Raw genomic sequence first — 20,079 nt, forward strand, 5'->3', positions numbered from 1 at the left:
CAGGCGAACGCAATGCGATCGAAGGTAAGTTTGGCGAAGGAAAACGGAAATATGGACTGAACCGAATCCGGGCGCGACTTGAGCAAACGAGTGGGGCTGTCATTGCCCTTCAGTTTCTCATGATGAACCTGGAACGCCGCTTGCGGCTTCTTTTCGTCTACATTTTCAACATGCTGCTGAATCGTACCACGTACAGACAATTCGCACTGTAACGAATCGTTCAGCAAGCCCTATATAGTGAAGAACTCACATTATAAAATTTACCAGTCGGACTTGCAATACAATTTCGGAAATAGCAAAGAGGGGTTCGCCGCCCCTCTTTACTATTTCCGCCAATACATCTCCCATTTAATTTTCCTTCCGCACTAACAGTGAACAGCACTCCACATGTGTTGAGTAGACAATGAGAACATAGTACGATGTGTCCTTAATGAAATGACACCTAAGGATTAATCAACTTAGGTGTCATGAAATATTACTCTTGGCTAATAAGATTATTAATATTGACTAACGGAAGTACTAGCGGTTCGAAATTCGAAGCCTTTGTAATATCAGCAATTGCAGACCTAAGGAAAGGGAACAAAGCCGTTGTACCATTTACTCTACAGAATTCATAAAAAAGTTCATTAGAAATGCTTTCTTTTGATCTAAAAAATCCTTTAAGTGAAACATACAAAGAGAATGGGTAGTTTTTCTCTAATGAATCTTCAAAAACTTTACAATGCAATGTAACAATCCCCACGTTATTTTCTTCATTTATTGCTACTTCAACATTTACACGAAAGTTAATTTCCAAAGGATTTTCAAATTTAAAGTTAGGGTTTGCTTCGAAATTTATTGAATTTAATATGTAGTTTTCAAATATAAAGCTACTTGTAATAGACTTGTCCATCATGCCACCTCAGGGATACTAAAACTATCGTACATATTTTTGGTACTATAAGTACCACGTTTATAATTATTTGGTGCTCCCTCGATAATGTAGGATTGATTAGTCTTTGTTTGCTTATACTCAACTGAATAACTAAATTTCTGTGTATTATAGCTATAGGCGTTAATCATCAATTCGTCTGCCCCTAGATAAGACGAATCGCTTTCTTCAAAAGGGCACTTTTCAATTCCCGCATCTAACAGAAGTTGATCAAATTCCTCATCATTCATCGAATCGAGACGATCCAAGATTTGTTTAGTGTATTTTTTTATGTCCATAATTCATGCCTCCCGAATCGTTTTAATACATGAGTGATTTCTAACGCAAAGCTGTATGTGTATAGGCTCAATGTTCGTACGATATACAGTATGGCCCCTAGGAATAACAAAAGCAGCTCTTACCATATCATAAGGGGCAATCTTATACATAGCGTTTAACACAACAGCGTTTATTAACTTTCGTGGTTTTTGGTCTTTTCTTTTATGATATCTATCCTTAAGCTTTTCTGCAATTTTTTGAAACTCCTCACGAGTTTCAGTATCAAGTAAATCAATAACTTTGGATGCCTCGATCTGACTTTCGAGTACAGTCCAAGCCTTGTATTTTCGTACTTTTGTACACCAATACTCAGCTTGTTTACGGTCGTTTTCAAAAAAATAAACGCCATCCCCAAGCCACTCTTCGTCATCAACAGAAAACGGAAACCGCTGTTCAGATAAAATTTTATCTGCGCTTTCACGAGTTGTACCATGATAACCCAAGTAATTGGAAGTCATTACTAATCTGCCCTCAGTTATATTTTATTATACAATCGGATTTTTGCTTTAGACCTTAAAGACCATTTTTAAAATTAAAAAAACTATTCGCCAATCGACACCGATTTCCTTTTTCATAAGAAAGCTCAACTTATCTTATGCACAACACAACCTACTGGGGATGACTAGTGAATTGGCTACACTGAATTGGACAAGTTCTCTTAAGTTCTAGTAGATGAAAAGCAAATCGATGAAGAACGGAGAGAATTTCATGAGCAAACGCGAGCGTCGTGCATTTACAGATGAGTTCAGATGTTTCAACTCTATGAGAATGGCAAACCACGAGCAGATATTCTGAGAGAATATGATCTACGTGCATCCGCATTTGACCGTTGGGTAAAACAGAGTAGAAGTACCGGTTCCTTCAAGGAGAAAGACAATCGTTCGGATAAACAAAATGAACTGATTCATCTGCGGAAGGAAAATCAACGTCTGAAGATGGAGAACGATATTTTAAAGCAAGCAGCGCTGATCTTCGGACGAAAATCATAGTGATCCAGCAAAACGCACATAAGTACCCTGTATCGGCCATGTGCGAGATCCTCAAGGTCAATTGGAGCACCTACTATTACGAGAGTAGCCAGCAGCCTTCTAGCGATGACGGAGTGGAGCAAGCGATCATCCGTATTCTTGAAGAAAATCAGCGCGTTTATGGAGCGAGAAAGATCAAAGCCGTCCTCCGCGAACAAGGAATGGTGGTTTCCAGACGGCGTATTGGACGTTTGATGAAGAAAAACGGGCTTGTATCAGTGTAAGCGTAAACAAGCGTTGTGCTGTTCTTCGGAACTTCTTTTTCTTGTTCAAGTCCTCTTTAATCCATTGATCAAGAATAGGTTTAACAGGCTCCATAACTCTAGCTTTCCGAATTTGTTTGGGCTTTTCTTGTAGGTTGAAATCATCCATTTCTGCATACTTCTGAATCGTTCTCGAATCCCGATTCATTTGTTTGGCAATCTTGCTATAAGCTTGCCCTTATCTGTTTGCCTCGTGCCTGATATAATTAATTTCTGCCACTGCTAACATCTCCTAACTTTATACCTCCCGTCGTCAGTTTGCCCAACTGGGAGTGTATTTGGTTGCGGGGACGTTGGCAAGTGGTTTTTTAATTTATGCAGCCCCGTAGGGGTTGCATAAATTAACTGCCATAACCTACATTTTTAGTCTGCCATAAACAGTACCTGAGCACGTCATTATGTCATGTAGGAAACCTCAATCCACCTGTTTCCTTTATTCCTCTCCCCTGTGGGGGGGAATAAAGTTTCCTAATCCACCTGTTTTTCCAATATCAATAAACTACAAATTTCTGAAATCAGGGCGACAGCCCCGTAAGCGTAACGAAACGAATCATTAAGAATACTTGACCCACCCCGAAGGGGTGGGAAATAAAAAATGGTTTAGCTTTGGGTTCTGACAGCACCATACTTCTTAAGATTAATTTCATCCTTAAGGTAGTGACATTGTTCTAAATCAATATCATACAAATTAGCCAAAGCAAGTGTGTAATACAATACATCATAAAGTTCGTCTTCAATTGTACCTTTGATATTCTGACTTTCATCCATACGTAAATTCTTACGAATTACCTCTGATAGTTCTCCAATCTCTTCAACTAACTTAAGGAAATAGGCTTGTTTATGTTCTGGACGGAAGTCCTTGTGCTTGATGTAGGATTGAAGAGTCTTTATCGTCATATTCTCCTTCATTTCCTGCCCCCCCATTTTATCCCAATTAATTTATCTTAAAGACAATTGCATATGATGTCGATATACCTTTTTCCTCGCAACTATGCCCACCTTGCATCGATTGTTAGCGCGAGAGGGGGAATGAAACAATGCAAGTAAAACGTACATTCATAGGAACGGCAAACCTAGAGGACATTTTATACTCCATCTGAGTAGCCAATTTGACAGTATTGCCACCAATTTATACGATGTTGATAGAGCAAATGTCATTCCTTCTAACATGGAAGGAGTGTCGGAATAATGTTAAAATGTGCTATCTACGCACGTGTCAGTACACGAAGAGAAGAACAGCAGAACAGTCTACAAAATCAAATTGCCTTAGCTGAAAAAATAGCTAGGGAAAACGGCTTTACAGTTGTAGGACGGTACATTGACAACGGAATAAGCGGTTATGGTATGAAAAACCGTGTTCAGATTTTACAGTTATTAGAAGATGCTAAGAACAAAAAGTTTGATGTAGTTATTGCGAAATCTGTTTCTCGTTTGGGGCGGAATCCACGCAATAGCATGGAAATGGCTGACCAACTGGAAAGACTATCTGTTCGTTTAATCTTGCCTGAAGATAACTACGACACAGAAACGAGTAAAAGCAGGTTTATGTTCAACCTGAAAGCTATTTTAGCTGAGGAAGAAAACTCCAAGCTTTCAGAGCGTATTAAGTGGGGATTGAAATCCAGTGCTGAGCAAGGTAAACGAAGAGTATCCGTACCGCCGTATGGATACACAGTTAATCCAGTTACTAAGGAGCTTGAAGTCGATGAATCAACCGCTCCAATCGTAAAGGAGATTTTCAGACTGTACCTTCATGAGGGTTGGGGGATGTTTAAAATTAGTAACCTTCTTATGAAAAAGGGTATCCCAACACCCAGAATGGTATCAGGGGCGGCAAATGCAGGTGTGAAATGGCATCAAAACACCATTAAGGGAATCCTGTCTAACCCTGTTTATACTGGCAAACTTGTTTTCCATCGAGAAGAAACGACTGGGACATTAGCTGATTCTGAACTTTACAAGATAAGACGCAAGGTTGAATCTGAAAAGCAGATTGTCATTGAAAATGCCCACCCTGCCATCATATCAGAAGATGACTTTCATGCCGTTCAAGAACTGATGAAAAAGAAAGGCGAACGCAAAAGTAACGGCAAAGAAAGCCTGTTTGCTCATATCGCCAAATGTGCGGATTGCCATAGCGGTATGCACTTCAAGCCTGACAGACGTAATGGGGCGTATGTTTGTGGGGGCTATGTAAAGTATACTACCTCATATTGTTCTTCCCATATCATCGAAGAACAAGCCTTATTACAAGCGATTAAAGATGACCTTAGAGCGTTGATACAAGACAGCGTAAGAATCGAACGGCTATACGGACTGGCTGAGGAAAAAGCCAACGCTTTACAGTCCACTGTCACAAAGGAATTAAAGCGACTTGACAAACAGTTAGCTGAATTGGACAAACGCTTTGAAAGGTTACTCAGCCTTCACGTTGAGGGAGCAATAACAACAGAACAATTCAAACAGCAAAATGAGCGTATTATCCAACAACAGCAAGAACTAGCAAACAAGAAGGCTGAACTGCAATCCTCTTTAGAAGCAAGGAAAGACCTCAACGAACAGCTACAAGCCTTTAGAAAAGAAGTGAAACGCTTCATTAACCTTGACATAGACGATGAACAAGTATTGAAGCAGGTGCTCCAAAGGCTTATCCACGAAATAGAAGTATTCGAGGGCGGAAAGATTAAGATACACTACAATCTTTCCAACCCTCTCCCCTCAAATTAGGTACAGTTTACTTGGCTGTATCTTTTCTTTCAAGTCTCACTATCACCTCCACATGCCCCGTATGCGGAAACATATCCACCGGCTGCACTTCCTTCACCTCATACTTCTCCGCCAGCACTTTCAAATCCCGCGCCAGCGTCGACGGGTTGCAGGATACGTACACCACCTTTTGCGGCTGCATTTCCAGAATGGTGGCGAGCAGGGCTTCGTCGCAGCCTTTGCGCGGCGGGTCGACGACGATGACGTCGGGGCGGATGCCCTGGTCTTTCCAGGCCGGGATGACCACTTCGGCCGGGCCGGTCTCGAAGGTCGCGTTTTTGACGCCATTCAGCTCCGCGTTGCGGTTGGCGTCTGCGATCGCTTCCGGGACGATCTCCACGCCGTACACGTGCTTCGACTTTTGCGCCAGGAACAGGGAGATCGTGCCGATGCCGCAGTATGCGTCGATGACCGTCTCCGTTCCTGTCGCGCCGACGTACTCGAGCGTCTTGTTGTACAAGACCTCCGTCTGCTCCGGGTTCACCTGATAGAACGAACGGGCCGAAATCGCGAACTTGATCGGGCCGATGTAATCGTAGATGACGTCGCTGCCCCAGAGGGTGACGGTCTTTTTGCCGAAAATGACGTTGGTTTTGTCCGGGTTGATATTTTGCACGATGCTGGCGATGCCCGGCACCTGGGCGCGGATCGCTTCCACCAGCTCGTCCTTGCGCGGGATGGACTCCTCGGTCGTCACCAGGACGACCATGACTTCGCCTGTCTTCACGCCGATCTTGGCGACGACGTGGCGCAACAGTCCGGTGTGGCGCACCTCATCGTACGGCTGGATGCTCAGGCCAGCCGCGATCTTTTTCACGGCGGCAACGGCCTCGTCGTTGGCCTGGTGCTGGATCAGGCACTCGTCCATGTCGATGATGGTGTGCGATTTTTCCGCGTAAAAGCCGCCGACCAAGGCGCCGTTTTCTTCGCCGATCGGGACTTGCGCCTTGTTGCGGTAGCGCCACGGGTCGGCCATGCCGAGCGTCGGGTGGATGGTGATGGCCCCTTCGCCCTCTACCGAAAAGCCGCCGATCCGGCGCAAATTGTCGCGGACGATCTGCTGCTTGTGGCGCAGCTGCTCTTCGTAGGCGAGGTGTTGCAAGGAACAGCCGCCGCAGCGGTCGTAGACGGGACAGGGCGGGAGCACGCGGTGGATGCTCGGCTCGACGACTGCCGCCAGCTTGGCGAATCCGAAGTTTTTCTTTACATGGCCGACGCACGCCTGTATCCGTTCGCCGGAGAGGGCGCCTTCCACGAACAGCGTATACCCGTCGATCCGGCCGACGCCTGCTCCCTCATGGTTCAGTCCGGTAATCTCCACTTCCACGGTTTGTCCGACATGGACAGGCACATCCAGCGGTGCCTTCGCTGCCGGCTGCGGTCCGCGCCGCTTCTTTGTCGTTTTTGCCACAGTCTTCTTTGCTCCTTTATATACGTATGGGGCTTCACGTTGCGCGGGCGTTTGCATCGCGCTGGACGAAGCACCTGGAAATGTCATTTGGTGAACTGCGGGGAGGGTCCCACTTTCTCCCCAACAAACTTCAGGGATGCGCGAGCGGCATCCCTTTGGCAGTTGCTATTCATTTTACTATCTTCTTACGGGACGAACAACTCGATATGGCCGGGCAAGGCTTCCACGACGCAGGGGAGCTGGCCGCCCAGTTCGCCGTCCAGGTTGAGCTGCACGGTCTCGCCTCCGGGGGAGGTCGCCTTGATGTAGTCGGCCTGGAAGTAAAGGATGTTCGGGTCCTTCAGGTGCTCGCCGCGCACGGCTTGCGTCGCCAGGCGGATGAATTCGGCGATGTTCGTTTTTTTCACCACGATGACGTCCAGCTTGCCGTCCGATAGGTCCGCATCCGGCGCCAGCTTGTCGAAGCCGCCGACAGAGCGGCTGTTGGCGATGAGGAAGATCATGATCTCCTCGTCCAGCAGCACCTCTTTGCGCGACTCCAGGCGGACGCGGATCGGGTGGAGGGAGGGCAGCTTTTCCAGCCCCTTGACGTAATACGCCAGCTGGCCGATTATCGTCTTCAGCTTGCTCGGGACCTCGTAGGTGAGGTTGGTGAGCGAGCCGCCGCCTGCGATATTTATGAAATAACGGTTGTTGATCCGCCCCAGGTCGATTTTCTTTTTCTTGCCTTTCGTAATAATCTCGCAGGCGCGGATGATCGATTTCGGAATGCCGACTGCCCGGGCGAGATCGTTGCTGGTGCCGCACGGAATGATTCCCAGGGAGGGGCGGGATTTTTGCTCCGCCATCCCGTTGACCACTTCATAGATCGTGCCGTCTCCGCCAGCGGCAATAATCAGGTCGTAGCCGCGCGTAACGGCACGCGCTGCCGCTTCCGTCGCATCTCCTTCTCCCCTGGTCGCATGGCATGATGTATCGTATCCGGCCGCCTCCATCAAGTCGAGGATATCCGGCAATCGCCGCCGCACGATCTCCCGGCCGGAGCTCGGATTATAGATTAATCTGGCTCGTTTCAAGGCAGATCCCTTCTTCCTTCCCTCGCTCACGGAATTTACGCTGTTCTCTACTCATCATATCCTGTATAGCCATTTTTGGGAATCGCTATGCGACGTTGGGCGTGGTAATATAGAAAAAGATGCCATTGGAATGGATGGGGGGAACCATCGTGGAACAAATTATTGTAGGTGTAGATGTAGGCGGTACGGCGATCAAAATGGCTTTGATCACACCGGACGGGAAGCTGGTGACCAAAGTACAGGAGCCTACTCCCGTCGCACAGGGAGAAGACGGTATTTTGCAAAAAGTGGCGCAATTGGCAGATGAGCTGCTCTGCAAGCACGGGTATGCCAAACAGCAGGCGCTCGGAATCGGCGTCGGGGTACCCGGTCCGATCGACTCCCGAAACGGAATCGTGCTGCAAGCCGTCAACTTGCATTGGCGGGAGCCCGTTCTACTCCGCGACAAACTGAAAGCGCTAACCGGCTTGCCTGTCGCTGTAGAGAACGACGCCAACATGGCCGCACTGGGCGAAATGTGGCAAGGAGCTGGACAAGGCGCGGAAGATCTCGTGGTCATCACGCTCGGTACAGGTGTGGGCGGCGGCATCATCGTCCACGGCAACGTGGTGCACGGCATCAATGGCGTCGGAGGAGAAATCGGCCATATTACCATGACACCGGGCAGCGGATCGATTTGCAACTGCGGCAAAACCGGCTGCCTCGAGACCTATACGTCGGCTACCGCGATCATCCGCGAAGGTATGCAGGCGGCCAAAAGCGGAGCGAGTCCCGCACTTGCCACAGTGCTTGCCGAGCACGGGGAGATCAAGGCGAAGGACGTCTTCGATGCAGCCAAGGACGGCGACAGCGCTTCGCTGGCGATCGTCGACCAGGCGGCGCTCTATCTCGGTCTCGCGCTGTCCCACCTGGCGATCATGTTGAATCCGGCCAAATTTGTCATCGGGGGCGGTGTCGCGGCGGCAGGCGAATTCCTCTTTTCCCGCGTGCGCGAGTCGTTCGCCCGCTTCGTCCCTTTCACCTACGTCGTGGAATCGACCGAAATCATCCCCGCTACGCTGGGCAATGACGCAGGCGTGTACGGCGCAGGCTGGCTGATCCACTCGCAACTGGACGAATAAAGCCGAAGTTTCATCAGATGCAACATGCAAAAGACGCTCTGGCATGAACAGCCCCTTTCGGATGTGAGAAACTTTTGACATCCGGGATGCGCTTCACGCCCAAGAGCGTCTTTTCCTTGTGTGCGGGTTCGCCATCAGGAGTTGTCGGGCTGACTGCGTTCAGCGGAAACTTGTCCGATCGCGCCAAGCTCTCGCCTCGTTTCCTTTCCGGTTTGCCGTCAGGAGAAAGGGCTTTTGCCATCAAGTCGAAAGCACACTTGCCAGTAGAGTTGGGGCGAAACTGCCATCAAGTCTGGGGCGCACTCGCCGTCTGCTTGCCCTCCGCAGCTTGCCCTGCCGCTTCTTCCTTGCCGGTGGCGATGAGGACAGCCCCGGCGAGTACTGCTGCCCCTCCCGCCAGTTGCAGCCATTGAAACGATTCGCCCAGGAGCAGCGCGGAAAAGGCGAAGGTCACGACCGGCTCCAGCGTGCTGAGGACGGATGCTTTTGTCGAGCCGATCAGTTGCAATCCCCGAAAGAACGTGCTGATGGCAACGACAGTGGAAAAGACGACGATGCCGCCAAGCGCCCACCAGCCCGACGGACCAAAGGACAGATCGAGCCCGCCGTCTTTTTGCGCGACCAAAAACGAGGACAGGCTCGCAAACAGCGAAATGTACGCAGACGTGACGTAAGGCGAGAGCCCCTTGACCACCCGGTTGCCCGTGACGATATAGACGGAGTAAAACAGGGCGGCGGCCAGCGCAAGCGCGACCCCAAACGGGTGGATTCCCCCAAACGACAATCCCAGCACCATCCCCAGCCCGGCGAGCGACAGGAGCATCGCTGCGATTGTTTTAATGCGCAGCGCCTCTTTCTCCACGAAGTAGCTCAAGATAGCGACGAACACAGGAAACGTGTACAACAGCAGAGCCGCCAGCGAGGTCGGGATGTACTGAACGGCGGAAAAAAAGCAGAGGGACTGCAGCGTATACAGGACTCCCCCCAGCAGCACCATGCTTGCCAGCTGCTTTTTGGCAATGCGAAGCGGCTCCTTGCGCCAGATGAGCAACGCGAAAAACAGCACGGCTGCAAACAAAAAGCGCAGAAACAACAGCGTCGAGACAGAGACACCTGCCCCATAGGCGTACACGGCGAAGATCGACATGACACCGAAGCCGGCAGCAGACACAAAAACGTACAATACGCCCAGGTACAGTGGATGCATGAAAATTCACCAGCTTTCTTATCCTTACAGACTCGTTAGTTTTTAATGACGGCTCCTTCCCGGCGAAACAGCTTTGCCGTCAGGGCAATGATCGCCGCCACATAGAGCAGCATCGTGCCCAGCCCGATCAGCCCGTGCATCGGGTCGACCTTGCCGTAAAAGACTTCCTTGCACAGCGCCACACCGTTGAAGACAGGGAGCACGTAGTGATAGAGGGGAATGTCGACCGGATTGAGCGGCATCAGCATGTACGAAGGAACCATCGCCACAAAGATGATCCCGCTCATATACGTCTGTCCCTCCTTGAACGACTTGGCAATGGTGCTCAGACCCAGTTCCAGACCGGCGAACAGGGCGGAGAGGAGCAGAACGGTCAGCACCAGCACGAGCGCAGTAGCAGGCGATAAAAAGCCCAGAGAAAATTCGGTCCCCTCCATATCCAGAGGCCCGATGCCAAGCACCAGCGACACCGAGACGAGCGAGGCCATGGCGCTCATCGTGCTCATCACCATCACGGTCAGCAGCTTGGCGGTCAAAATATGGTTGGCGGCGATCGGGGCGGTCATCAGCGACTCCAGTGTGCCCCTCTCCTTTTCCCCGGCGACGAGATCATTGGCTGCAGCGACACCGCCGGACGCCAGCGACACGACGAGCATCAACGGAATGATGCCTGCCAGCATGCCGCCGGACAGCCTCTCCTCTGTCGCCATGTTCTGATAGGTCGACTTGATCGGCTGGATGGCGTTTTCCGACAGTCCGGCATGTCTAAGCCGCTCCGCTACGATCTGCTGGCTGTATGCTTTCACCGTCTGCTCGATCACGTCTCTCGCGTACACCGACTTCTGGTTCGTGGAATCGTAGGCGACGGTCAGCTCGGCCGAGCCGCCTGCCTGGATGCGATCATCGAAGGACGGAGGAATCGTGATAATGGCCCGCAGCTCTCCCGCCTGCAAGGACTGCTCGGGATGCTCCGTTTGCACGATGCGGGCGCCGGGGATTTTTTCGAGGGCAGCGACCAGCCCGGATGTGCCGTGGACCGTGATCGGGATGTAGGCGCGGGCTTCCTTTTCGACGTTGCTGTAGGACATTCCGAGCAAAAAGAAAACGAACGGAATGATAACCAGTGGCACGAGAAACGTCCCCAGCAGCGTTTTGCGGTCGCGGAACAGGTCGAGCAGCTCCTTGCGAAACACGGTCCAGATGACCCGTCTGCCCATCACTTCTCGCTCCCTTCTACGACAGCCATGAAAATGTCGTCCAGGTCGCTGGTGCCGAACCGCTCGTGCAGGCTTTCCAGCGTCCCGGCATAGCGCAGCCGCCCTTTGTGGATCAAGGCGACCCGTTTGCACAGCTTGCTGATCTCGCCCATGTTGTGGCTGGAAAACAGGATCGTCTTGCCCTCCTCCTGCATGCGGCTGACCATCCGCCGAAAGATGTTGGCCGCCGTCACGTCCAGACCGGTCGACGGCTCATCGAGCAAGATGACATCGGGATCGTGGACGAGCGTGCGGGCAATCGCCACTTTTTGCTTCATCCCCCGGGAGAACGCACCGACCCGTCTGTCGATGAACTCTTCCATATCCAGCATTCGGCTCAAGCTGTCGATCCTCTCCTGCAGGCGGGCAGGGTCGAGACCGTACAGCGAGCCGAAGTAGGCGATGTTCTCCCGCGCCGTCAGCCGATTGTACAAGCCGACATCGCCCCCAAACAGGATGCCGATCCGCCGCCGCACTTCGGCCGGTTCGCGCCGCACCGAGTAGCCGCTGATCTCGATGTCTCCTTCGGTAGGCTGCAGGATCGTCGCCATCATCCGCATCGTCGTCGTTTTTCCTGCGCCGTTCTCCCCCAGAAGACCGTACACTTCTCCTGCCTCGACGCGAAAGGACAAATCATGCACCGCTGTAAATTGCCCGAATCGTTTTGCGACCTGTTTGACCTCGATCAACCGCACTCCCCCTCTCTGATGCATGCGGACACTTACTGCCCCTGCGATTTTTGCCTGATGATCCAAAGCTTCGCCAGCCGCATCGATCGCCATGAAGACCATAAAGAAAGCATGCTGACCAACTCCAAATAATGGATGTCTTTAGCATGCCCCGTCTGTACGCGATCGCATGTGCCTGGCCGCTATGCTACCGTGTGGACGATCAATCCTGGATAGCGCTCCATATACGCTGCCAGCGAGAACCCTTCAAACAGAGCCAAAAACGTTTCCGTATCGTTAATGTAATGCCGTTTTTCCGGAGTATTCGGATATTTTTCCGCAAACAGCAGGGCAGCCAGATGATTTACCGGCACTTTTTCCGCCGCCTCATCGTAAATGCCGCGTTCTGCCAGGACCTTCGCAAAGTAGCGGACATAGGTCACCGTCAACGTCTTTTGCTGTCCGTTTTCTTCCCAGGTCACGATGGAGCGGTCAAACGTCTCGGCGGGAGAGCCCCCTTTGCTCGGCGGTACATTTTCACCTGTGATGGAAATCAGTTTCATCTTCTGCTCTTCCTCCTTTGCAATCATTCATGTATGTTCATTATAGGGTAGAGTAGAATCGGTTACAAAATTTTTTCCCACTTTGTCAGAAAACCTGCTTCCGTAAAGTCTATGTCTCAAGTCAGCAAACTAGCGAGGAGTTTTTTCGATGGATAACATGGTCGTGAATCGATACGCCGAACAGGAGGATGGCATTGCCGATGAGATCCTGTGGAGCAGGCGAAGCAGGGCGACCGGGAGGCGTTCGGGGAACTCGTCAGGCGGCAGATCGCGCATACGATAAAAAGTACGGGCTGTCTCCCTGCAGAAATCTTGCTTGGGAGGCAGCCCGCATGTTTTTTTGAGGTGGTGCTTTGGCTATGGCGCGGCGCGGTCACTCCTCCGCAGCGGCTTCCAGCTCCAATAGCAATACCGCTGCATCTGCCCGCGTGAGGGAGTCTTGCCTGCCCCAAAAAAAAGCGCCCTCCCCTGCCTATCGGGGAGAACGCCTTTCATCCGGTTCCTTACATGTCTTTCAATACTTCCGCGATCAGCTTGTTGACCATCGGCGGGTTCGCCTTGCCTTTGGTTTGCTTCATGACCTGGCCGACGAAGAAGGCCGCTGCCTTTTCGTTTCCGGCTTTGTAGTCGGCCACTGCCTGCGGGTTGGAGTTGATGGCATCCACGACGATCTGACGCAGCGCGCCCTCGTCGCTGATTTGCACCAGTCCTTTTTCTTCCACGATCTTCTTCGGCTCTTTGCCGGTCTCGATCATTTCCTTGAAGACGGTCTTGGCAATCTTGGAGGAAATCGTGCCGTCCGCGATCAGCTTGATCATCTCGCCAAGTCCTTGCGGCGTCATTTTTACATCCGCAAAGGCCATGTCGTTGGCGTTCAGATGGGCCAAGAGGTCGACCATCAGCCAGTTGGCGACCGCCTTAGGCTCTGCCCCAGTCTTCACGGTCTCGTCGAAGAAATCGGCGGTTTCCTTGGACATCGTGAGGACGGCCGCATCGTCTTTGGACAGACCGAATTCGTTCACGTAGCGGGCCTTGCGCGCATCCGGCAGCTCCGGAATCGTCGCGCGCACCGCTTCGATCCACTCCTCGGAAATTTGCATGCGCACGAGGTCAGGGTCCGGGAAGTAACGATAGTCGTGCGCTTCTTCCTTGGAACGCATCGCGACCGTCTTTTTGTTGGCCTCGTCCCAACGGCGTGTTTCCTGCACGATCGTGCCGCCGCTGGAGAGGACCTCCGTCTGGCGCTGCACTTCGTATTCGAGACCCATTTGCACGTTGCGGAAGGAGTTCATGTTTTTCAGCTCGGTTTTGGTCCCAAATTCTTTCTGTCCGTACGGGCGGATGGATACGTTGGCGTCGCAGCGCAGCGAGCCTTGCTCCATGCGCACGTCAGATACCTCGGTGTACTGGATGATCGCTTTGAGCTTCTCCAGATAGGCGCGCGCCTCTTCCGGCGAGCGCAGGTCCGGCTCGGAGACGATCTCCACCAGCGGAACGCCTACGCGGTTGAAGTCTACCAGAGACTCGCCGCCGAAGTCGCTGTGCGTCAGTTTGCCCGCATCCTCCTCCAGATGCAGACGGGTGATGCCGATGCGCTTGGTCTCGCCGTTGACCTCGATGTCGATCCAGCCGTTGTAGCCGATCGGCTGGTCGTACTGGGAGATTTGGTACGCTTTCGGCGAATCCGGGTAAAAGTAGTTTTTCCGGTCGAACTTGGTCTCGCGGGAAATTTCGCAGTTGAGCGCGAGCGCCGCTTTCATCGCGAACTCGACGGCCTGCTTGTTGGTCACAGGCAGTACGCCCGGATGGCCCAGGCAAATCGGGCATGTATGCGTATTCGGCTCCGCCCCGAACTCGGTTTTGCAGCCGCAGAAAATTTTACTGTTGGTGGACAGCTCGGCGTGGACCTCCAGGCCGATGACCGTTTCGTACTTGCTCATGCTCTTACCCCCTCACCCATTCCGGCTTGCGCTGGTGGTAGCCGACGGATTGCTCATAGGCGTGGGCCACGCGCAGGACCGTGGATTCGTCAAACGCTTTTCCGATGATCTGCAGACCGATCGGCAGACCTTTCCCGGAGAATCCGCACGGCACGCTGATCGCAGGCAAGCCCGCCAGGTTGACCGGTACGGTGCAGATGTCTTCCAGGTACATTTTCACCGGATCGTCTACGTTCTCCCCGATCTTGAAAGCCGTAGACGGCGTGGTCGGATGGAGAATGACGTCAAAGTCGGCAAAGATGTTGTTGTAGTCCTGGATGATCAGGGTGCGCACTTGCTGCGCTTTTTTGTAGTACGCATCGTAGTAGCCGGACGACAGCGCGTAGGTACCGAGCATGATGCGGCGTTTGACCTCTGGCCCGAAGCCTTGGCTGCGGGACTCTTTGTACAGTTCGATCAGATTGGACGCGTTGTCGGCACGCACGCCGTAGCGCACGCCGTCAAAGCGCGCCAGGTTGGAGGATGCCTCCGAGGAAGACAGCAAGTAGTAGGCAGGCACGGCATACTCGGTATGCGGCATGGATACCTCGCTCCAGGTCGCCCCCATGCTCTCCAGCTGTTTGAGCGCAGCCAGCACGGCTTCGCGCACCTCGGGATCGATGCCTTCCCCGATCAGTTCTTTCGGCACGCCGATGCGCAGCCCTTTGACATCTCCCGTCAGCGCAGACAGGAAATCAGGCACTTCGACATTGGCGGAAGTCGAGTCGTACGGATCATGTCCAGCGATCGCCTGCAGCACGTAGGCTGCGTCCTCGACGTTTTTCGTTACAGGGCCGATCTGGTCAAGGGACGATGCGAACGCCACCAGACCAAAACGGGAGACACGGCCGTATGTCGGCTTCAACCCTACCACGCCGCAAAAAGCAGCAGGCTGGCGGATGGAGCCGCCGGTGTCGGAACCAAGGGTAAAGTAAAAATGACGCGCAGCCATCGCTGCCGCCGAACCGCCGCTGGAGCCGCCCGGCACGTACTCGGTGTTCCACGGGTTTTTCGTCGGGTAGAATCCCGAGTTTTCGTTGGAGCCGCCCATGGCAAACTCGTCCATGTTCAGCTTGGCGACGATGACCGCATCGGCCTCCTTCACCTTTTTGGAGACGGTCCCGTCATGCACAGGATCGAAGTTGGCCAAAAATTTGCTGGCGCAGGTGGTGCGCACGTCTTTCGTGATGAGGTTGTCCTTTAGTCCAGCGGGCAGACCGTACAAAAGGCCAAGCTCCTCGCCGCCTTTTGCCAGACGCTCGTCCAGCTGGCGGGCATGGGCAAGAGCGCCTTCCTCGTCTACGTGCAGAACGGACTTGATTTCGTTGTCGTGCTCCTTGATGCTGGCGATGGAAGCCTGCACCAGATCGGTCACGGACAATTCCTTTGCGCGCAGAGCGCTATGTATTTCTGACAATCGCTTGTCAAACAGCGACACAGCGGGTTCCTCCCTTCACTTCTCCTGGGGTCGTTTATTCAAAAACAGCTGGCACTTTGAACTGTCCATCTTCGTGGTCAGGCGCGTTTTTCAGCACTTCCTCACGCGGCAGGGACGGACGGTTGACGTCTTCGCGCATGACGTTTTTCACGTCAGTCGCATGGCTGGTCGGCTCTACGTTGGATGTATCCAGTTCATTCAGCTTCGCGGCGAATTCCAGAATGGCGTTGAGGTCTTTCGTGTAACGCTCTGCTTCTTCCTCTGTCAATTGCAAGCGGGCAAGATTGGCTACGTGCTCGACTTCCTTGCGGGTAATGGCACTCATGTTTCCACCTCCGAATCGTATCACATAACTTTGATCTTACTTGAAAAGAGCGGGTTCAGTCAATTTTCGACGGAATTTCTCATGGCTTAAAAAAGTTGATTGAAAAAAAGAATGTTTGGTTGTGGCCGCGGCTGTAGGGGAGGAAAAAATCAGGCACCTTACACGAACACCTGTCAAGGAGACATTCATTAAAAAGCCTGCGTGTTACGTCTTATTCTTTGTGTTCTTTTGACTGAACAATATCACTACCGAAGATAACATGGTAATAAGAGAGAGAATTAAGAGCGTGACTGACTGAAAAATAATGAATCCAAACACTCCCGATATTAGTGAACAAATGAACATAATAATTGAAAGGAAGCTGTGTAATTTTTTCATAGTGCACCTCCATCAATATAAAACACTCTCTCTAAAGCGTAAAAATGCTCAAGACCGATACAAAAAAGGCACTTGTCAGCATCAATACTTCCACCTATCGCCAGGTTTGCGACACTTAGCGAAGGAGGATGGGAAGGATGCTGAAAATGCCTCAACAACACGATATCAGGTTTTACGCGAAGGTCATGGGTCTGTCTATGGAGATCGTCGATACTTGGCTGGAGGAGGACCGCTTCGACTCCCGTAAGCATGTAACGGTGGCCTGGCACCGGGCCGTCTACTCCACCTTCTCCGCCAGCCGTTGGCCCATGAGCAGAGGTTTGCCGATTTCGATGCCTTCCGCCCATTTCAGGTGGTTGGACTCGAGGAGCAGGATGACGGTGGAGCCAAATTCAAACCAGCCGAGCTCTTCGCCTTTCAGGTAGTGCGGAGTGCCCGCGATCGGCTCGTTGGTTTGACGGCCGTGCTTGATGTTGGTCGTCGCCGTGTTGTAGGAGACTTTCACGCTGCCTACGAACAGGGCGCCGACTTTGACGAGAGCGAGGTCTCCCATGTCCTGCGTCCGGATGTAGGTGACGAGCCGCTCGTTACGGGCAAACAGCCGCTCCACGTGCTCAATCCCCAGCCTGTTTACCGGGTAGAGTCGGCCCGGGACGTAGCTGTAGCGGACGAGATCTCCCTCGACCGGCATGTGGATGCGGTGATAATCGCGCGGGCTCAAGTAAATGGTGATGAACTTGCCCCCGTAGTATCGTCTGGCCTCTTCGACGGAGCCGCCGAGCAGTTCGGCGACATCGTATTGCATCCCTTTGGCCTGGATCAAGGTGCCTTCGCAAATGTCTCCCATTTGGGATACTGTGCCGTCTACCGGACTGACGATCACGTGAGCGCCGGGCGTGATCGGTCGGGCTCCCGGCTTCAGGCGGCGGCAAAAAAATTCTTTCAGGGTGCGATATTGGCTTACCGGCTTTTCGATCACGGTAGAATCGATGTGATAATGGCGTATGTAACGCTGAATGGCTAATCGACTGAATCTGGATGCAGTTATTTTCCCCATCGTCCGCGACATCGCGTTTTGCGGCAAGCGATGGATCAGGACGGGCAACAGCTTTTTACGCATAGGACAACTCCTCGTTTTTCCGATAAACAAGCTCCTGGCATTCCCCGCCAGGAAGCTGGAAAAAGGATAACCTTACTTTACCACTTCCGCCAATCGGCAGTAAACCCCGCACTCCTACAATCGGCTCATCAAATTCTTTCCCATTCTTGCTATACTATAGGGATGGTGGATAAGTTTACATTCAGGAGAACGAAGTTATGTCAAAACTCGACATTGAAACATTAATCAGTCAGTACGGGGATATCTTGAACAGCTTTTTTCATCATATGTCCGACATGTTCTTCCTTATGTCTGTTGAAGAGGCGGAGAGCGGCCTGCAGTTTCGGTACATCATGATGAACCCTGCAGCCATGTATGCCGCCTGTCTCACCGAGGAGGATTACGGCAAACGAATCGATGACGTGTATCCACCTGTCAAGGCCGCCACCCTCAACGACATGTACCGAAAAGCTGTTCAGTGTGGAGTTCCCGTTCATTTTACCAGTGAAGGCGCTGTCATCGGCGAATCCATTCTCTCACCCGTCTATAACAAGGACGGCGTTTGCACACACGTATTCTGCGTCACCCGCGACATTACGGAGCGCAAGAAACTGGAGTCCAAGCTGGAGTACATGGCCTATCACGATGTATTGACCGGCTTGCCCAATCGGCGCTTGCTCTACATCCATTTGCAAGACGCCCTGTCCCAGGCAAAGGCAAGCGAGGATTTCGTCGCGGTGCTCTTTCTCGACTGCGACCGCTTCAAACAGATCAACGACACATGGGGACACAACATCGGCGATCTGTTCCTGCAAACGCTGGCTACCCGCCTCCTCTCGTGTGTGCGCGAAGGTGATACAGTCGCCCGTCTGGGAGGCGATGAATTTGTCGTCATTCTCACCGCCATCCAGTCGCCTGAGCAGGTGGTAAAAGTGGCGAACCGCATCCTGCAGGCGATGCAGCAGCCCTGGACCATTGCGGGCAAATCGTTTTCCTGCACGACCAGCATCGGCATCTCCCTCTATCCGACGAACGCCAGCGATGCAGACCAGCTGTTGACCTGCGCGGACAAAGCCCTGTACACGGCAAAGGCCGTGGGACGCAACCAGATTTCCTTTTACCAGCCCGAAGACCATCCCGATTGATTATTGTATGGAAAACAGAAACAACGACAAGGCCGAAAACAAAAAGCTGACCACATACAGCACGACGACCGTCTGTTTGGCAGTCAATCCGTGCGACATCAGCCGGTGATGGACATGGCGGCGGTCAGCTTGATACATGGGAGAGCCCGCGAGCAGGCGGCTGATCATGACTTGCACGGTATCCATCACAGGCAAGCCCAGGGCAAGCACGGTGACCACGAGGGAAATGAGCGTGGCCCCCTTCATCGTCCCTTCCATGGAAATGATCGCCAGGGAAAACCCCAAAAACATCGACCCGGCATCTCCCATAAAAATTTTGGCCGGATAAAAATTAAAGCGCAAAAAAGCAAGAGCCGCACCCGTCAATGCTACTGCCAGGAGCGCCGTCGATTCCTGCCCCTTGACCATTGCGAGAAAAAACAGCGTGACTGCCGAAAAGACAGTCGCCCCTGCCGCCAAACCGTCTACCCCATCCAAGAAATTCACCATGTTGATTAATCCGACGATCCAGATGACCGTCGCTAGAAACGAAATCCAGACCGGAAATGTCACAAATGCTCCTTCATCCCCGCCGAGCCAGGAGAGGCTGACCCCGCGAAACCGGATGTCGCAGAAAAATGCGATCACTCCTGCCAAAAGCTGCACCGTGAATTTGGGAAACGCGGGAAAATCTTTTTGCCTGGCCTTCCACGCATCATCGGCCCACCCGATCGCCATCAAAGCGGCGCCGCCTACCGCCAAAACCGCAACCGTTTTTTGCACCCCTGCAAAAAAAGCAGACACTGCCATCATCCCCGCAAACATGGCCACCCCGCCAGATAGCGGCATAGGCTGGCTGTGCGCTTTTCGCCCGCGCGGCATATCCAGCAGCCGCGTTTTCCACGCCAGCCAATGAGCGGCCGGCATCAGCAAATAGACGAGGAAAAAAGCAGACAATCCTGAAGCGACATACGTAAACAGTTCCCTCACCTGCCTACATCTTTTACGCTTAGTGTGGACAAAACGCGGGCAAAGAAAACGGAATGGGCATGCCTGCGCACTTCTGCCAGCCCTCAGATGCCGAGTGAAATAGAAAAAAGCCGCCTCGCAGGGAGGCAGCTTCTGTGA

The 20,079-nt window shown here is 52.3% G+C and carries 19 protein-coding genes and 2 pseudogenes; 6 read left to right on the plus strand and 15 right to left on the minus strand.

What is annotated here, in order from left to right; genetic code table 11:
• The coding region (locus ACFSO0_RS00600) for a transposase (RefSeq protein ID WP_376874808.1) at nucleotides 1-212 on the plus strand (212 nt) is incomplete at its 5' end.
• A gap of 263 nt (nucleotides 213-475) precedes the next feature.
• Here the strand turns inward: ACFSO0_RS00600 and ACFSO0_RS00605 are convergent.
• Genes ACFSO0_RS00605 through ACFSO0_RS00615 form a run of 3 tightly spaced genes read right to left on the minus strand, consistent with a single transcriptional unit; the run spans nucleotide 476 to nucleotide 1,707 of the window.
• Nucleotides 476-892, minus strand: a complete 417-nt coding sequence (locus ACFSO0_RS00605) for a protein-export chaperone SecB (RefSeq protein WP_376874811.1) — start codon at nucleotides 890-892, stop codon at nucleotides 476-478.
• Nucleotides 892-1,209, minus strand: coding sequence for a hypothetical protein (locus ACFSO0_RS00610; protein WP_376874814.1), 318 nt, complete (start codon nucleotides 1,207-1,209; stop codon nucleotides 892-894). The genes ACFSO0_RS00605 and ACFSO0_RS00610 overlap by 1 nt, the downstream gene beginning before the upstream one ends.
• Before the next feature lie 3 nt (nucleotides 1,210-1,212).
• Nucleotides 1,213-1,707: a thioredoxin domain-containing protein gene (locus ACFSO0_RS00615; protein WP_376874817.1), complete on the minus strand. Its 495-nt coding sequence runs from the start codon at nucleotides 1,705-1,707 to the stop codon at nucleotides 1,213-1,215.
• A gap of 250 nt (nucleotides 1,708-1,957) precedes the next feature.
• On the opposite strand from ACFSO0_RS00615, the pseudogene ACFSO0_RS00620 reads away from it, so the two are divergent.
• Together ACFSO0_RS00620 and ACFSO0_RS00625 are read left to right on the plus strand one after the other, a co-directional pair.
• A pseudogene (locus ACFSO0_RS00620) lies at nucleotides 1,958-2,325 on the plus strand (hypothetical protein); the annotation flags it as partial.
• Nucleotides 2,326-2,396: 71 nt separating this feature from the next.
• Nucleotides 2,397-2,495 (plus strand): annotated as a pseudogene (locus tag ACFSO0_RS00625) (IS3 family transposase); the annotation flags it as partial.
• Nucleotides 2,496-3,140: 645 nt separating this feature from the next.
• On the opposite strand, the gene ACFSO0_RS00630 reads toward ACFSO0_RS00625, so the two are convergent.
• Nucleotides 3,141-3,449 (minus strand): MazG nucleotide pyrophosphohydrolase domain-containing protein, encoded by a 309-nt coding sequence (locus tag ACFSO0_RS00630; protein WP_376874820.1) that lies wholly within the window; start codon nucleotides 3,447-3,449, stop codon nucleotides 3,141-3,143.
• A 279-nt stretch (nucleotides 3,450-3,728) separates the two neighbouring features.
• On the opposite strand from ACFSO0_RS00630, the gene ACFSO0_RS00635 reads away from it, so the two are divergent.
• A complete protein-coding gene (locus ACFSO0_RS00635; protein WP_376874823.1) occupies nucleotides 3,729-5,267 on the plus strand; it encodes a recombinase family protein in 1,539 nt (512 codons plus the stop codon).
• A 7-nt stretch (nucleotides 5,268-5,274) separates the two neighbouring features.
• Here the strand turns inward: ACFSO0_RS00635 and rlmD are convergent, their stop codons facing one another.
• Together rlmD and ACFSO0_RS00645 are read right to left on the minus strand one after the other, a co-directional pair.
• Nucleotides 5,275-6,717 (minus strand): 23S rRNA (uracil(1939)-C(5))-methyltransferase RlmD, encoded by a 1,443-nt coding sequence (gene rlmD, locus ACFSO0_RS00640; protein WP_376874826.1) that lies wholly within the window; start codon nucleotides 6,715-6,717, stop codon nucleotides 5,275-5,277.
• Nucleotides 6,718-6,902: 185 nt separating this feature from the next.
• The gene (locus ACFSO0_RS00645; protein WP_376874829.1) at nucleotides 6,903-7,793 is read right to left on the minus strand and encodes a diacylglycerol kinase; all 891 of its coding nucleotides are present in this window, start codon (nucleotides 7,791-7,793) and stop codon (nucleotides 6,903-6,905) included.
• Between the two features lie 149 nt (nucleotides 7,794-7,942).
• On the opposite strand from ACFSO0_RS00645, the gene ACFSO0_RS00650 reads away from it, so the two are divergent.
• Entirely contained in the window at nucleotides 7,943-8,914 is a 972-nt protein-coding gene (locus ACFSO0_RS00650) for an ROK family glucokinase (protein WP_376874832.1), read from the plus strand.
• A gap of 286 nt (nucleotides 8,915-9,200) precedes the next feature.
• Here the strand turns inward: ACFSO0_RS00650 and ACFSO0_RS00655 are convergent, their stop codons facing one another.
• From ACFSO0_RS00655 to asd, 8 genes are all read right to left on the minus strand, one after another.
• Entirely contained in the window at nucleotides 9,201-10,121 is a 921-nt protein-coding gene (locus ACFSO0_RS00655; protein ID WP_376874835.1) for a DMT family transporter, read from the minus strand.
• 35 nt (nucleotides 10,122-10,156) lie between these two features.
• Nucleotides 10,157-11,338 carry an ABC transporter permease gene (locus tag ACFSO0_RS00660; RefSeq protein WP_376875112.1) on the minus strand — a complete coding sequence of 394 codons (1,182 nt, stop codon included), beginning with the start codon at nucleotides 11,336-11,338 and terminating at the stop codon, nucleotides 10,157-10,159.
• Nucleotides 11,338-12,066 carry an ABC transporter ATP-binding protein gene (locus ACFSO0_RS00665; protein ID WP_376875115.1) on the minus strand — a complete coding sequence of 243 codons (729 nt, stop codon included), beginning with the start codon at nucleotides 12,064-12,066 and terminating at the stop codon, nucleotides 11,338-11,340. The genes ACFSO0_RS00660 and ACFSO0_RS00665 overlap by 1 nt, the downstream gene beginning before the upstream one ends.
• A 182-nt stretch (nucleotides 12,067-12,248) precedes the next feature.
• Nucleotides 12,249-12,608, minus strand: coding sequence for a hypothetical protein (locus ACFSO0_RS00670; RefSeq protein WP_376874838.1), 360 nt, complete (start codon nucleotides 12,606-12,608; stop codon nucleotides 12,249-12,251).
• Nucleotides 12,609-13,111: 503 nt separating this feature from the next.
• Nucleotides 13,112-14,548 (minus strand): Asp-tRNA(Asn)/Glu-tRNA(Gln) amidotransferase subunit GatB, encoded by a 1,437-nt coding sequence (gatB, locus tag ACFSO0_RS00675; RefSeq protein ID WP_376874841.1) that lies wholly within the window; start codon nucleotides 14,546-14,548, stop codon nucleotides 13,112-13,114.
• Between the two features lie 4 nt (nucleotides 14,549-14,552).
• On the minus strand, nucleotides 14,553-16,025 hold the full coding sequence (gatA, locus tag ACFSO0_RS00680) for an Asp-tRNA(Asn)/Glu-tRNA(Gln) amidotransferase subunit GatA (protein WP_376874844.1): 1,473 nt from the start codon (nucleotides 16,023-16,025) through the stop codon (nucleotides 14,553-14,555).
• A 34-nt stretch (nucleotides 16,026-16,059) separates the two neighbouring features.
• Nucleotides 16,060-16,350 (minus strand): Asp-tRNA(Asn)/Glu-tRNA(Gln) amidotransferase subunit GatC, encoded by a 291-nt coding sequence (gene gatC / locus ACFSO0_RS00685; RefSeq protein WP_376874847.1) that lies wholly within the window; start codon nucleotides 16,348-16,350, stop codon nucleotides 16,060-16,062.
• 655 nt (nucleotides 16,351-17,005) lie between these two features.
• Complete coding sequence (gene asd / locus ACFSO0_RS00690) at nucleotides 17,006-17,848, minus strand: archaetidylserine decarboxylase (RefSeq protein ID WP_376874850.1); 843 nt, start codon at nucleotides 17,846-17,848, stop codon at nucleotides 17,006-17,008.
• A gap of 197 nt (nucleotides 17,849-18,045) precedes the next feature.
• Here asd and ACFSO0_RS00695 point away from each other — a divergent pair, with 197 nt between their 5' ends.
• Nucleotides 18,046-18,972 (plus strand): diguanylate cyclase domain-containing protein, encoded by a 927-nt coding sequence (locus ACFSO0_RS00695; protein ID WP_376874853.1) that lies wholly within the window; start codon nucleotides 18,046-18,048, stop codon nucleotides 18,970-18,972.
• Here ACFSO0_RS00695 and ACFSO0_RS00700 read toward each other — a convergent pair whose 3' ends face one another.
• Nucleotides 18,973-19,941 (minus strand): MraY family glycosyltransferase, encoded by a 969-nt coding sequence (locus ACFSO0_RS00700; RefSeq protein WP_376874856.1) that lies wholly within the window; start codon nucleotides 19,939-19,941, stop codon nucleotides 18,973-18,975. It abuts the gene before it with no gap.
• Between the last annotated feature and the right edge of the window lie 138 nt (nucleotides 19,942-20,079).

The sequence above is a fragment of the Brevibacillus sp. GCM10020057 genome (genome assembly GCF_042683565.1).
Lineage (GTDB): Bacteria > Bacillota > Bacilli > Brevibacillales > Brevibacillaceae > Brevibacillus.